The organism is Halorubrum trapanicum, assembly GCF_002355655.1.
In the GTDB taxonomy this organism is placed as follows: Archaea; Halobacteriota; Halobacteria; order Halobacteriales; family Haloferacaceae; genus Halorubrum; species Halorubrum trapanicum_A.
This window is the reverse complement of record NZ_AP017569.1, coordinates 1,324,772-1,337,241: the sequence shown is the minus strand read 5'-3', so window position 1 is coordinate 1,337,241 and position 12,470 is coordinate 1,324,772. Positions and strand designations below refer to the sequence as shown.

At 75.7% G+C, this 12,470-nt stretch carries 12 protein-coding genes; 9 read left to right on the top strand and 3 right to left on the bottom strand.

The window, feature by feature from the left end; translation table 11 throughout:
- Window positions 1-15: 15 nt before the first annotated feature.
- From ubaA to CPZ01_RS06470, 3 genes are all read right to left on the bottom strand, one after another.
- Window positions 16-828, bottom strand: a complete 813-nt coding sequence (gene ubaA / locus CPZ01_RS06480) for an SAMP-activating enzyme E1 (protein ID WP_096393978.1) — start codon at window positions 826-828, stop codon at window positions 16-18.
- 126 nt (window positions 829-954) lie between these two features.
- Complete coding sequence (locus CPZ01_RS06475) at window positions 955-2,331, bottom strand: hypothetical protein (protein ID WP_096393977.1); 1,377 nt, start codon at window positions 2,329-2,331, stop codon at window positions 955-957.
- Between the two features lie 126 nt (window positions 2,332-2,457).
- Window positions 2,458-3,048 (bottom strand): 50S ribosomal protein L15e, encoded by a 591-nt coding sequence (locus CPZ01_RS06470; protein WP_096393976.1) that lies wholly within the window; start codon window positions 3,046-3,048, stop codon window positions 2,458-2,460.
- Between the two features lie 318 nt (window positions 3,049-3,366).
- Here CPZ01_RS06470 and CPZ01_RS06465 point away from each other — a divergent pair, with 318 nt between their 5' ends.
- Genes CPZ01_RS06465 through CPZ01_RS06425 form a run of 9 tightly spaced genes read left to right on the top strand, consistent with a single transcriptional unit; the run spans window position 3,367 to window position 12,464 of the window.
- Window positions 3,367-4,470, top strand: a complete 1,104-nt coding sequence (locus tag CPZ01_RS06465; RefSeq protein ID WP_096393975.1) for a nicotinate-nucleotide--dimethylbenzimidazole phosphoribosyltransferase — start codon at window positions 3,367-3,369, stop codon at window positions 4,468-4,470.
- The gene (locus CPZ01_RS06460; RefSeq protein ID WP_096393974.1) at window positions 4,467-5,795 is read left to right on the top strand and encodes a cobyrinic acid a,c-diamide synthase; all 1,329 of its coding nucleotides are present in this window, start codon (window positions 4,467-4,469) and stop codon (window positions 5,793-5,795) included. The genes CPZ01_RS06465 and CPZ01_RS06460 overlap by 4 nt, the downstream gene beginning before the upstream one ends.
- Window positions 5,792-6,814, top strand: coding sequence for a CobD/CbiB family cobalamin biosynthesis protein (locus tag CPZ01_RS06455; protein ID WP_096393973.1), 1,023 nt, complete (start codon window positions 5,792-5,794; stop codon window positions 6,812-6,814). The genes CPZ01_RS06460 and CPZ01_RS06455 overlap by 4 nt, the downstream gene beginning before the upstream one ends.
- Window positions 6,805-7,617 (top strand): adenosylcobinamide-GDP ribazoletransferase, encoded by an 813-nt coding sequence (cobS, locus tag CPZ01_RS06450; RefSeq protein WP_096393972.1) that lies wholly within the window; start codon window positions 6,805-6,807, stop codon window positions 7,615-7,617. Before CPZ01_RS06455 ends, cobS begins: the two co-directional genes overlap by 10 nt.
- On the top strand, window positions 7,617-8,321 hold the full coding sequence (locus tag CPZ01_RS06445; RefSeq protein WP_096396166.1) for an NTP transferase domain-containing protein: 705 nt from the start codon (window positions 7,617-7,619) through the stop codon (window positions 8,319-8,321). The genes cobS and CPZ01_RS06445 overlap by 1 nt, the downstream gene beginning before the upstream one ends.
- On the top strand, window positions 8,318-9,385 hold the full coding sequence (locus CPZ01_RS06440) for an aminotransferase class I/II-fold pyridoxal phosphate-dependent enzyme (RefSeq protein ID WP_096393971.1): 1,068 nt from the start codon (window positions 8,318-8,320) through the stop codon (window positions 9,383-9,385). The genes CPZ01_RS06445 and CPZ01_RS06440 overlap by 4 nt, the downstream gene beginning before the upstream one ends.
- Window positions 9,378-10,148: an adenosylcobinamide amidohydrolase gene (locus tag CPZ01_RS06435; RefSeq protein WP_096393970.1), complete on the top strand. Its 771-nt coding sequence runs from the start codon at window positions 9,378-9,380 to the stop codon at window positions 10,146-10,148. Before CPZ01_RS06440 ends, CPZ01_RS06435 begins: the two co-directional genes overlap by 8 nt.
- Window positions 10,145-10,861 carry a cob(I)yrinic acid a,c-diamide adenosyltransferase gene (locus tag CPZ01_RS06430; protein ID WP_096393969.1) on the top strand — a complete coding sequence of 239 codons (717 nt, stop codon included), beginning with the start codon at window positions 10,145-10,147 and terminating at the stop codon, window positions 10,859-10,861. The genes CPZ01_RS06435 and CPZ01_RS06430 overlap by 4 nt, the downstream gene beginning before the upstream one ends.
- A 16-nt stretch (window positions 10,862-10,877) precedes the next feature.
- Window positions 10,878-12,464: a cobyric acid synthase gene (locus tag CPZ01_RS06425; RefSeq protein WP_096393968.1), complete on the top strand. Its 1,587-nt coding sequence runs from the start codon at window positions 10,878-10,880 to the stop codon at window positions 12,462-12,464.
- Window positions 12,465-12,470: the final 6 nt, after the last annotated feature.

Here is a 12,470-nt window from a genome sequence, read left to right as displayed (position 1 = left end):
GCCGGCCCGACCCAATCAGGCCGCGTCGATCTGGCAGCCGGCCGCGTAGTCGATCCCGTCGATGCTGTCGATTCCGTCGTCGCCGCACACCGGGCAGTCGGGGTTGCGCGCGTACGGCACCGTCTCGAACGAGAGGTCCATCGCGTCGTAGAACAGCATCCGCCCGACGAGCGGCTCGCCCACGTCCATGATCACCTTCACCGCCTCCGTCGCCTGGAGGCAGCCGACCGTCCCGGGGAGGACGCCGAGGACGCCCGTGCTGGCGCAGTCCGGTACCGTCCCCGGCTCGGGCGGCTCGGGGAACAGACAGCGGTAGCAGGGGCCGTCGGGCGAGAGCGTCGTCACCTGCCCCTCGAACTTGTAGATCGCGCCGTGCGAGACCGGAACCCCCTCGATCCGGGCGGCGTCGTTCACCACGTAGCGGGTGGCGAAGTTGTCCGAGCAGTCGACGACGACGTCGTGATCTGCGATCAGCTCGCGGGCGTTGCCCGCGTCGAGGCGCAGCTCGTGGCGCTCGACGTCGACGTCGGGGTTGAGGTCGGCGACGAACTCCGCCGCCGAGTCGACCTTCTTGCGACCCACGTCGCCGTCGCCGTGGATCACCTGCCGCTGGAGGTTCGACCGCTCGACGACGTCGTCGTCGACGATCCCGATCGTCCCGACGCCCGCGGCCGCGAGGTACTGGATCGCCGGCGCGCCGAGCCCGCCCGCGCCGACGACGAGGACGCGGGCGTCGAGCAGCCGCTTTTGCCCCTCCGGGCCGACGTCGTCGAGGATGACGTGTCGAGAGTAGCGGTCGAGCTGGGTCGCGTCGAGCGAGAGGCTCATGTCCGCAACCAGTGCCGGCGCGGATATAATCGTGTTCCCGATCGCCGGTCGGGACGCCGCGGCCGGCGCTTCCCGGGGGGCACCGACCGGTCGGCGCTTCCCGAGCCGCCGCCGCGCGGACCGCGTTCACTCCGTCGACGCCGCCACGGCGTCGGTCATCCAGCAGTCGTCCACGTCGCCGAGGGAGCTGTCCGTGTCCCCGCTCCCGCCGCCGACGCGGACGAGCCGGAACTCGTAGCGGCCGGTGACGCTGCCGTTCTCCCGGGTGACGACCTCGACAGAGGCGGCGCCGTCGGCGATCTCGGGAACCGAGTACTCGGCGGTGTCGTACGTGAGCATCGGCGCGTACAGCGGCGTCTCGAACAGCTCGACGTACTCTCCGGTGGAACCGACCAGATCCTTGTTCCGCGGCGACGCGAACGCCCGCAGGGTCCGGATACCGTCGTTCGTCGCGTTGTCGTTGTACCGGAGCGCGTTCATCTGGATCTGGACGACCTGAAGCGCGGACCGCTCGCAGGTGGGCGCGAGGGCGGTGTTCCGCTCGGCCTCGCCTGTCGGGTCGCCGTCCGCGACCGAGACGGTGTTCGCGCCGTCGTCGTCGCCTCCGAGCGACCCCTCGCTCCCGTCGTCGCTTCCGTTTGCCGGCCCGGTCGCGCCCGACTCGGTCGGTTCGGGGTCGGTCGTTCCGTCGTCCCCGACGCCGGCGACGCCGCCGAGGCCGCCGATCCCGGCGGTGCCGGCGGCGAACCCGGCCCCGGCCGCCGCGACGAGGAGCGCGACGACGGCGACCGCCGCGAGGACGGTCCGGGGAGACCGCCGATCGCTCGGCGCGTCGGCGGTGACGGACTCGGTCGCCGCCGGCTCGCCGCTCGGATCGGACGCGGCGGCGTCGCTCGGTCGGTCGTGAGCCCGCGAATCGTCGGCCGATTCGGCGGCGGGCCGGTCGGTGGGTGAGGGAGCGGTATCGCCTCTAGTCGCGTCCGACGCGACGGCGTCCATCGCCGTTCCGTCGTCGGCCGCCGTTCCGTCGCCGTCGACATCGGTCTCACCGCCGCCTCCGTCGTCCACCGCGTCGGTGTCGGAAGCGGCCGCGCAGTCGTACGCTTCGGACCGGACCGAGACGCCGAGGAGCCGGTCGGCGAGCGCGTTCGCTTCCGCCGGCGGGACGGCGTAGAGGAGCCGTTCGCGGAGGTCCGCCGGCGTCACCAGGTCGGCGTCGAGTTCGGAACCGAGGTCGTCGAGCGAGTCGCTCGCGACGACGACCGCGTCGACGGCGTCGTCGGGGGCGGCGTGACCATCGGGGACGCCTCGGTCCGCGGCCGCGACGGCGAGCAGTTCGGTCCGGCGGTCCCCCTCCCACACCGCGATGCGCGGCGGGTCGACCTCCACCTCGTCGGCGGTCGCCGCGTACGCCTCGGCGACGAGCGCCGCGAAGGCGTCGCTGTCGAGCGACTCGAGTTCGGTCGCGAACGCGTCGAGGGGGATGGGGCTGCTCGCGGTCACTTGGCGATCGCCACGTACTATTGGTAGTATGTGACGCGGTCTCTTTGCTCTTGCGTCGAGGAGAGACGGAGCGGCCGCTCGCCGTGAGAGCGGACCGCGAGTAAAACGTCGGAGCGGTCGAGGGCGCTACTTGCCCTGCCGGTCGTTCGAGGTGACGCTCGGGCGCGTCTTCTCGGTGCCCTTGCCGCGCTTGCGCTGGCCGCGGCCCTTGGTGCCGGCGGAGGTGAGGCCGCGGTACGCGCGGCCCTTGTGGTCGTCCGAGCAGATCCAGTTCAGCTCGTCGTCGTTCTCGATCGCGGGGTGGGCGGGGTCCACGAGGATGACCTCGTGCCACTTCTGGGAGCCGTCCTCACCGACCCAGTAGGAGTTGAGCACGCGGAGGTTGCGGTACTTCCGCGAGGCGCGCTCCTCGGCGATGCGCTGGATCGACTTGCGCCGCGAGACGCGGTTGACGCCCTGGCGCTTCGAGCGGCGGCCCGCCTTGAAGCGCTGCTTGCGCGAGCCGCCCTTCCGGACGCTCACGCGGGCGACGATGACGCCCTGCTTGGCCTTGTAGCCCAGTTCGCGGGCCTTGTCCAGCCGGGTGGGGCGCTCGATGCGCTCGATGGCGCCCTGGTCGCGCCACTCCTGTTTGCGCTGCCACTGCAGCTCAGCCAGTTTCCCCTCCTTGGGGGACCGCCACGCCTCCTTGATGTGCGAGTAGAAGCTTCGTGCCATTGTGTGTCCGCGGACGGTTGCGATTCAGCCGCGAGGGGCCACATTTCGTCTCGTCCCGGGGCGCGCGGCGGTCGGTCCGACCGCGTCCCGGCGGCGAGTGCCCGCTGTGTCCGCACCAGCGAGTTGGCGGAGATACCCGCGGTTCGCCCTTAACCGCTTCGCTCCGCGGGTCGCGTGAGAGCTGATGACAATGGAACGCCCCGCCGACTCCGGACCGCCGTGCGTCGATCGATTAAAGTTCACTTGTATCGATGAACCGCCAGTGGTACACATCGACGCCGCGCCGGGAGACCGCGGGCTCGACGGAGGGGGTTCCGGATGGGCGAGGTGAGGCTCGTCGTCGTCGCCGGAACGACCGAGACGGCCGCGATCGACGGGATCAGCGCCGCGGGCGCCGACCCGGAGCTGCGCGTCCACACGCCGAGCGCCGACCTCGAAATCGTCGAGGCGGGGCGCCCCGCGCCGGACTCCCCCGTGCCGGTGAGCCCGAACGGCTGTCCGACGCCCGCGGTCGTCACCCGCGCGGTCCGCGAGCTGCTCGGCCCCGAGTCGCTCCCCGTCGAGTTCCTCGACGCCGGGCTCGGCGCGCCGACCGCGGCGACGGCCCGCGACGTCGGCGCCGCACCGGGCGGCGACGTCCGCGACCCGGAGCCGGTCCCGGAGGCGGCGACCGTCTTCGAGCGCGCCCGAGAGTTAGCTCCCGAACTGGCCGCGTCCGGTGAGGAGGGCGGCTCCGACAGCGGCGACGAACCGGCCGAACTGCTCGTCGCCGAGACGATCCCCGGCGGGACGACGACCGCGCTCGGCGCGCTGACCGCGCTCGGCGAGCGAGCCGCGGTCTCCTCGTCGCTGCCGGCGAACCCGATCGAGCGCAAGCGCCGCGTCGTCGCCGAGGGACTGGACGCGAGCGGCGTCGACCCGGGCGGCGCGGCCGGCGAGCCGATCGAGGCGGTCCGGCTGGCCGGGGACCCGGTCCTCGCCGCGGTCGCCGGCCTGATCGTCGGCTGCGCGGAGACCGGGATCGGCGTCACACTCGCCGGCGGCACGCAGCTCGCCGCTGCGGCGGCGCTCGCCCGGCACGCCGGCGTCGACCGCCCGCTCCCGCTGGCGACCACGTCGCTCGTCGCCGACGACCCGACCGCGGACCTCCCCGCCCTCGCCGAGGACCTCGACCTGCGGCTGGCGGCCGCCGACCCCGGGTTCGCCGAGGGCGACCACCCCGCGATGGCGGCGTACGCCCGCGGCGAGGCGAAGGAGGGCGTCGGCATGGGCGGGGCGCTCGCGCTCGCCGACCGCGCCGGCGTCGCCGACGCCGCCGTCCGCGACCGGATCGCCGCCGTGACCGACCGACTGCTCGCCGACCGCGCTGGAACCGGCAAGGGTGACGGACGCCCCGCCGCGAACGGAGGCGACGCGCGGTGAGGGGGCTCGTCCTCGCCGGCACGGCCTCCGGCGTCGGCAAGACGGTCGCGACGCTCGCGACGCTGCGCGCGATCGAGGGCACCGGGCGGACCGTCCAACCGGCGAAGGCGGGCCCGGACTTCATCGACCCGAGCCACCACGCGGTGGTCGCCGACCGCCCGTCGCGGACCCTCGACCCGTGGCTTCAGGGGACCGAGGGGCTCCGACGCAACTACGCCCGCGGCGACGGCGACGTCTGCGTCGTCGAGGGGATGATGGGGCTGTACGACGGCGGCGCCGCCAGCACGGCCGGCGTCGCGGCCGCGCTCGACCTCCCGGTCGTCCTCGTCGCCGACGCGAGCGCCGGCATGGAGAGCGTCGCGGCGACCGCGCTCGGCTTCGCGACCTACGCCGACCGGACGGACCACGACCTCGACGTGGCCGGCGTGATCGCCCAGCGGGCCCACGGCGGGCGCCACGAGGAGGGGGTCCGGGAGGCGCTCCCCGACGAACTCGCCTACTGCGGCCGGATCCCGCCCCGCGAGGACCTGGAGATCCCCGACCGGCATCTCGGACTCCAGATGGGCGAGGAGACGCCGCTCGACGAGGCGGCGCTCGACGCGGCCGCCGAGACGCTCCGGACCGACCGGCTGCTCGACCTCGCCCGGGAGCCGACGCCGGCCGCGGAGGCGGCGACCGAGCCGTCTCCCGGGAACCCCCCGGAGGGCGGCGATCCTCCGCGGATCGCGGTCGCCGACGACGAGGCCTTCCGGTTCGTCTACCCGGCGACCCGCGAGCGCCTGAGCGAGCGCGCGACCGTGGTCCCGTTCGCGCCCGCGGCCGGCGACGACCTCCCGCCCTGCGACGGCGTCTACCTCCCCGGCGGCTACCCGGAGCTCCACGCCGCGGCGCTCGCCGAGGGCCCCGCGCTCGGCTCGATCGCGGACGCCGCGGCCGAGGGGACCCCCGTCCTCGGCGAGTGCGGCGGGCTGATGGCGCTCGCGGAGACGCTGACGACGGTCGACGGCGACACCCACGAGATGGCGGGCGTCCTCCCCGCGAGCGTCGAGCGCCGCGAGCGGTACCAAGCGCTCGACCACGTCGAGCTTCGCGCCCGACGGAACGCGCTCACGGCGAGCGCCGGCGAGCGGCTCCGCGGCCACGAGTTCCACTACTCCGCGGCCGACGCCGCGTCCGACGCGCGGTTCGCCTTCGACGTGGAGCGCGGGACTGGGATCGACGGCGACCGCGAGGGGCTCGTCGAACACCGAACGCTGGGCACGTACTGTCACCTCCACGCCGCGAGCGGGGCGTTCGACGCGTTCCTCGACGAGGTGGAACGGTGACGGGGGTCGGCCCCCTCCCGGCCCCGGCCGTCACGCTCGTCGCGCCGCTTCTCCTCGCCGTCGCGCTGGACCTCGCGGTCGCGGAGCCGCCCCGCCGGGTCCACCCGGTCGCGCTGTTCGGGAGCGTCGTCGAGCCGTTCGACCGGGAGTGGGCCCGTCCGGGGCTCGTCGGCGTCGCGGTCGCGGTCGCGCTCCCGCTCGCCGCGGCCGCCGTTGCGGGCGGAGCCGTCGCGCTCGCGGCCGAGTACGGACCGCAAGTGGGGGACGTGCCGGTCCTCGCCGTGGCGGTCGCGGCCGGCGTCCTCTTCTCGGCCGCGAGCCTGCGGATGCTGTGCGACGCGACCCGCGAGGTCGTCGCCGAGAGCGAGGCGGACCCCGACGCGGCCCGCGAGTCGGTCCGGGCGCTCGTCGGGCGCGACCCCGCCGACCTCTCGCCGGCCGACCTCCGGAGCGCCGCGGTCGAGAGCGCGGCCGAGAACCTGGCGGACGGGTTCGTCGCGCCGCTGCTCTGGTACGCGCTCGGGGCGACCGGCGGCGCGGCGCTGGGCGTGATTTCCGGAGGCACCGCGGGAGTCGCCGAGACCGCCCTCGCCGCGGGAATCGCCGCCGCGGCCTGGGCGAAGGCCGTGAACACGCTCGACTCGATGCTCGGCTACCGCTCGAAGCCCGTCGGCCGGGCGAGTGCCCGCCTCGACGACGCGGTCATGTTCCTCCCGGCGCGGGCCGCGGCGTGCTGCCTCGCCGTCGCCGCTCGGTCGCCGGCCAGCCTGCGGCGCGCACGGTCGCTGGCCCGCGAGCCCGCCTCGCCGAACTCGGGGTGGCCGATGGCGACGGCCGCGGTCGCGCTCGGCGTCCGCTTAGAGAAGCCGGGCGCGTACGCGCTCACCGGAGGCCCCGAGCCGCCGACGCCCGCGGCCGCCCGCGACGCCGTGCGGCTCGTCGGCGCCGCCGGCGGCGTCGCAGTCGCGGTCGCGGCGGGATCGCTCCTCGCGCTCGCGGGGGTGATCGCGTGGTCCTGACGGCCGCCGCGCTCCGGGGCGCGCTCGGGTTCCTCTCGCGGATCCCCGTCGGCCGCGACGACGCGGACTGGGAGGCGTTCCGGCGGACGCCCGCGGCGCTGCCGGCGGTCGCGTACGCGCTCGGCGCCCTGATCGCGCTCCCGGTCGCCGCGGCGGCGCTGGCGCCCGTCCCGGTGCCCTCGCCGACGATCGCGGCCGCGTTCCCCGCGTGGCTCTACCTCGTCACCGGGATCACGCACCTCGACGGCGTCGCCGACCTCGGCGACGCGGCGGTGGTCCACGGCGACGTCGACCGCCGGCGCGAGGTGCTGAAGGACGCCGCTCTCGGCGTCGGCGGCGCGGCCGCGCTCGCGCTCGCGCTGTTCGGCCTCGCGACCGCGGGGACGGTGGCGGTCGACCTCGCCCGCCTCTCGCTCGTCGACGCCGTCGCCCTCGTCATCGCCGCCGAGGTGGGCGCGAAGGCCGCGACGGCGACGCTCGTTTGCGTCGGCGACGCGCCCCACGAGGGGCTCGGATCCGCACTGACCGAGGAGTCCGGGCCGCGCGCGCTCGTCGGCGTCGCGCTCGCGACGGCCCCCGCGGCGCTGCTCGGCTTCCCGTCGCTCCGCCCCGAGGCCCTCGCGTTCGGGAGCGCCTACTACCCGGCCGCCGCGCTCGCCGCCGCGCTCACCGTCGCCGGGGTCACGTACGCCTGGGCGAACGCGCGGCTCGGCGGCGTCAGCGGCGACGTCCTCGGCGCGACGAACGAACTCGCCCGCGTCGTCGGGCTCCACGCGGGGGTGATCGCGTGGACGCTCTCGTGATGTGCGGCGGCCGGGGGACGCGACTCGGCGACGGCGAGAAGCCGCTCGCGACGGTCGCCGGGCGGTCGATGGTCGACCGCGCGCTCGACGCGCTCGCGGCGAGCCGGGTCGAGACCGCGTACGCGGCCGTCTCGCCGCACACCCCGCGAACGCGAGAACGACTGGTCGAGCGCCAGAGCGGTGGCGGGACCGAGCCGGAACCGGAGCCGCCCGAACTCGCCGTCGTCGACACGCCGGGCGATGGCTACGTCGCGGACCTTCAAGCGGCGCTCGCCGAGGGACCGGCGGCGCCGACGCTCGCCCTCGCGGTCGACCTCCCGCTGCTCGACGGGGCGGCCGTCGACGCGGTCCTCGACGCCCACGCCGCGGCGGCCGCCGACGCGCTGTCGGTCCGCGTGCCCGCGGCGCGCAAGCGGGAGCTGGGCGCGAGCGCCGACGCCGCGACCCGGTACGAGGAAACGCCCGCCGATCGCGTCCCCGCCGGCGTCAACGTCGTCGGCGCGCTCGACGGCGCCGGCGACGAGGCCGCCCGGGTCACCCGCGACGCCCGCCTCGCCGTCAACGTCAACCGCCCGGGAGACCGCCGACTCGCCGAACGGATCCTCGCCGGCGACCCGGACGCGCCCGCGCTCCCGAGCGGCGGGGTCGACTGGCTCGACGCGGGCGACGCGGGCGAGGGGTCGGCGGGAGGTGAGTCGCGATGAACCGGGAGCGCGCGGCGGCGCTCGACCGCGAGCCGCACGGCAGCATCGACGACCCCGACCTGCTCGACTTCAGCGCGAACGCGAACCCCGAGGTCCCCGAGGGGGTCGAGCGCGCCTACCGGGCGGCCTTCGAGCGGGCGCGGGCGTACCCGCCCGAGCCGCCGGCGGCGTTCCGGCGGGCGGCCGCCGACTACGTCGACTGTGACCCCGAGTCGGTCGTTCCGACGCCCGGCGGGCTGGCGGCGATCCGGCTCGGGGTCGCGCTCGCGGTCGACGACGGCGACCGCGCACTCCTGCCGGCGCCGAGCTTCGGCGAGTACGCCCGCGAGGTCCGGCTCCAGGGGGGCGAGCCGTCGTTCGTCGACGCCGACAGCGTCCTCGACGCCGACCCGAGCGGCCACGCGCTCGCGGTCGTCTGCACGCCGAACAACCCCACCGGGACCGGCTACGACCGCGACGCGCTGCTGGGGTTCGCGGAGCGGTGCCGGGCGGCCGGGACCGTCCTGCTCGTCGACGAGGCGTTCCTCGGGTTCACCGAGCGCGCGTCGCTCGCGGGGACCGACGGCGTCGTCGTCGCGCGGGCGCTCACCAAGCTGTTCGGCCTCCCCGGGATCCGGGCCGGCTTCGCGGTCGCGACGGGCGGCCTCGGCGCGGCGCTGCGGGGCGCCCGCCGGACGTGGAACCTGGGCGCCCCGGCGCTCGCGACGGGCGAGTACTGTCTCCGGCAGGAGGAGTTCGTTCGCGAGACCCGCGAGCGCGTGCGGCGGGAGCGCGAGCGGCTGCGGGCCGCGCTCGCCGAGCGGTACGACGTGGCCCCCTCCGAGGCGCCGTTCCTCCTCCTCGACGTCGGCGACCGCGACGTCGACCGCGTCATCGAGCGCGCCCGCGACCGGGGCGTCGCCGTCCGCGACGCGCGCTCCTTCCGCGGGCTCGGCTCGCACGTCCGCGTTGCGGTGCGCCGCCCGGCGGAGAACGACCGCCTGCTGGCGGCGCTCGGCGTCGGCGGTGGCGGGGCCGGGGAGGGCGGGTCGGACGGTGACGGAGGGGTGGAGAGCGATGTTTGAGGCGACAGTTCGCGAGGGCGTCCTCCGGCTCCGGCGGCCGGGGACGCGCTGGCTCTCGACCGGGTGGGACGGCGGGCGGTCGCGGGCGGCGACCGCGTACAACGTGACCGTCCCGGAGGGGTTCGACCGGACCGACCTCGCGGCCTACCGCGACGAGCGGCTGGCGCGGGCGGAGTTCGATGCCGAGGGGAACGTCGAGGGGGACCGCGACGCCGCCCCGACGCTGTTCACGGGCGTCTCGATGGCCCACGCCCGGGGCGCGCGGCTCGGCTCGGTCGTCGCGTACGCGACGGTCGGCCTCTCGAACCCCGCGACGCTGCCGATGGTGTCCGGGGCGGAGAGCGCGGCGGCCGCGGGAACGGCGGGCGGGGCCGAGCCGCGCGAGTCGACGGGGCACACCGAGGGTCCCCCAGATCCCGGAACGGTCAACCTGATCGTCGGCACCACGCGGCGGCTCGCGCCCGGGGCCGCGGCGAACCTCGTCGCGGTCGCGGCCGAGGCGAAGGCGGCGACGCTGCTCGCGGCGGCGGGCGTCCCGGGGACGACGAGCGACGCCGTCGTCGTCGGCGACGACCCAGGCGGGGAGCCGGCCGAGTTCTCGGGCAGCGCCACGGCGGTCGGCGGCGCGGCCCGCGCCTGCGTCCGGGACGCGGTCCGTGCGAGCCTGCGGTCGCGGTACCCGGACGGCGACGTGCCCGGTCCGGCGGCCGACGCCGAACACGGCGTCGTCACCGACGAGCGGGCGGAGGTTTTCGACCCATGACAACGAACCACGACGACGACGCTGACGCACCGGAACCGAGCGAGGACCAGCGGCGCGCCGCCACGCCCGGCGGGGGCACGGCGCCCGAGCCGCAACCGATCGAGCCGGCGGCGCCCGAGGAGTTCGGGCTCGTTCAGGCCTGGTGGGGCGACGGCAAGGGGAAGACCACGGCGGCGATGGGAATGGGCTTCCGGGCCGCGGGCCACGGCTACCGCGTCCATATGCTCCAGTTCATGAAGGGGGGCGCGGACAGCGTCGAGGGGGTCCGCGGCGAGTACAACGCGATCGCCGCGGTGCCGGGGTTCTCCTACGAGAACGCCGGCCACTACGGCTGGCACGGCCTGCTCGACGGCTCGGCGGACGACGAACACGAGGCGAAGGCGGCGGCCGCCTTCGAGCGCGCGGAGGCGCTCGTCGCGGGCGCCGCCGACGCGGACCTGACCGAACCGCTCCCGCTCGACGGCGACCCGGAGGCCGGCGTCCACGTGCTGATACTCGACGAACTGCTGTACGCGGCCGACCGCGGCCTCGTCGACCCGGACGACGTCGTCGCGCTCGCCGAGTCGAAACCCGAGGGGCTCGAACTCGTCCTCACCGGGAGCCACGCCGAGCCCGACTACCTCGACGGCGTCGCCGACCTGATAACGAACGTCCGCAAGGTCGCGCACCCGTTCGACGACGGGCAGCGCGCTCGGCGGGGCACGGAGTACTGAGGGGGAAGCCCGAGAGATGTCCGGCTCCGACGCCGACACCGTCCTGATCGCGGGCACCGCGAGCCACGTCGGCAAGAGCACGCTCGCGGCGGGGCTCTGTCGCCTGCTCGCGCGGCGAGGCGTCTCGGTCGCCCCGTACAAGGCCCAGAACATGAGCAACAACGCGCGCGTCGCGCTGACGCCGGACGGCGAGTGGGGCGAAATCGGCGTCTCCCAGCACGTCCAGGCGCGGGCGGCCGAGATCCCGGCGACGACCGACATGAACCCCGTGCTGCTCAAGCCCCGCGGCGGCGGCGAGAGCCAAGTGATCGTCGACGGCGAGGCGGTCGCGAACGCCCCGGCGTCGGCGTACTACGACGACCACTGGGACGACGCCCGCGCGGCCGCCGTGGCGGCTCACGAGCGACTCGCGGCCGACCACGACGTGATCGTGGCGGAGGGCGCCGGCAGCGTCGCCGAGATTAACCTCCGCGACCGCGACCTCGCGAACGTCGAGTGCGCGCGGTTCGCGGACGCGGCGATCCTGATCGCGGTCGACATCGAGCGCGGCGGCGCGTTCGCGAGCCTCTACGGGACCCTCGAACTGCTCCCCGACGACCTCCGCGAGCGCGTGTGCGGCGCCGTGATCACGAAGTTCCGGGGCGACCCGGACCTCCTCGAACCCGGCATCGAGGAGATAGAGGCGCGGACGGGGGTGCCGGTCGTCGGCGTCGTCCCGCACGACGATCCGGGGCTCCCCGCGGAGGACAGCCTCTCGCTGCCGGGCGGGGCGACCTCCGGGGGCGGAGACGGGAGCGGGAGCGAGAGCGGTGACGGCTCCGAGAGCGGAGGCGGCCTCGGCGGCGACGACGGCGTCCCCGACGACGCGAGCGTCCGGGTCGGGGTCCCGCGGCTCCCCCGGATCTCGAACTTCACCGACCTGGAGCCGCTGGCGCGCGAACCGGGCGTCCGGGTCGCCTACCTGCCGCTCGACGCCGCGCTCGACGGGGTCGACGCGGTCGTCCTCCCCGGGTCGAAGAACACCGTCGACGACCTCCTAGCGCTCCGCGAGGCGGGTTTCGACGCGGCGCTGCGCGCGTTCGACGGCCCCGTGGTCGGCGTCTGCGGCGGCTACCAGCTGCTCGGCGAGCGGCTCGTCGGCGCCGACGTCGAGGGCGTCGGCGACCGCGAGACGGTGCCGGGGGTCGGGCTCCTTCCCGTCGAGACCGAGTTCTCGACTGACAAGCGCGTCGAGCGCGTGACGTGCGCCGTCGACGGCGTCGGACCGATCGCCGGCGCGGCGGGGCGGGCGACCGGGTACGAGATCCGTGCGGGGCGGACGCGACTCCTCGATGACGCCGCGAGCGACGGCCTAGCGACGGCGCCCCTCGGCGCGGAGAGTGTCGCCACCGACCGAGTCCTCGGCACGTACCTCCACGGGCTCTTCGAAACGGCGGCGCTGCGAGACGCCTTCGTTGAGGCCGTCTTCGCGAGCGCGGGCCGGACGCGCCCGGACGCGGGGAGGGCAGAGCGTTCCCCGTACGAGCGGGCGGCGGACCTCGTCGCGGACCACGTGGACCTGGCCGCGGCCGGTCTCGACGGCCTCGGCGAGTCGGCGGAGTGAGGCGTC

Bases quoted from the DNA above. Each gene is read 5' to 3' on its own strand.
- ubaA (WP_096393978.1), bottom strand. From the start codon at position 828: ATGAGCCTCTCGCTCGACGCGACCCAGCTCGACCGCTACTCTCGACAC.
- CPZ01_RS06425 (WP_096393968.1), top strand. From the start codon at position 10,878: ATGTCCGGCTCCGACGCCGACACCGTCCTGATCGCGGGCACCGCGAGC.
- CPZ01_RS06470 (WP_096393976.1), bottom strand. From the start codon at position 3,048: ATGGCACGAAGCTTCTACTCGCACATCAAGGAGGCGTGGCGGTCCCCC.
- CPZ01_RS06465 (WP_096393975.1), top strand. From the start codon at position 3,367: ATGGGCGAGGTGAGGCTCGTCGTCGTCGCCGGAACGACCGAGACGGCC.
- CPZ01_RS06430 (WP_096393969.1), top strand. From the start codon at position 10,145: ATGACAACGAACCACGACGACGACGCTGACGCACCGGAACCGAGCGAG.
- CPZ01_RS06440 (WP_096393971.1), top strand. From the start codon at position 8,318: ATGAACCGGGAGCGCGCGGCGGCGCTCGACCGCGAGCCGCACGGCAGC.
- CPZ01_RS06445 (WP_096396166.1), top strand. From the start codon at position 7,617: ATGTGCGGCGGCCGGGGGACGCGACTCGGCGACGGCGAGAAGCCGCTC.
- CPZ01_RS06435 (WP_096393970.1), top strand. From the start codon at position 9,378: ATGTTTGAGGCGACAGTTCGCGAGGGCGTCCTCCGGCTCCGGCGGCCG.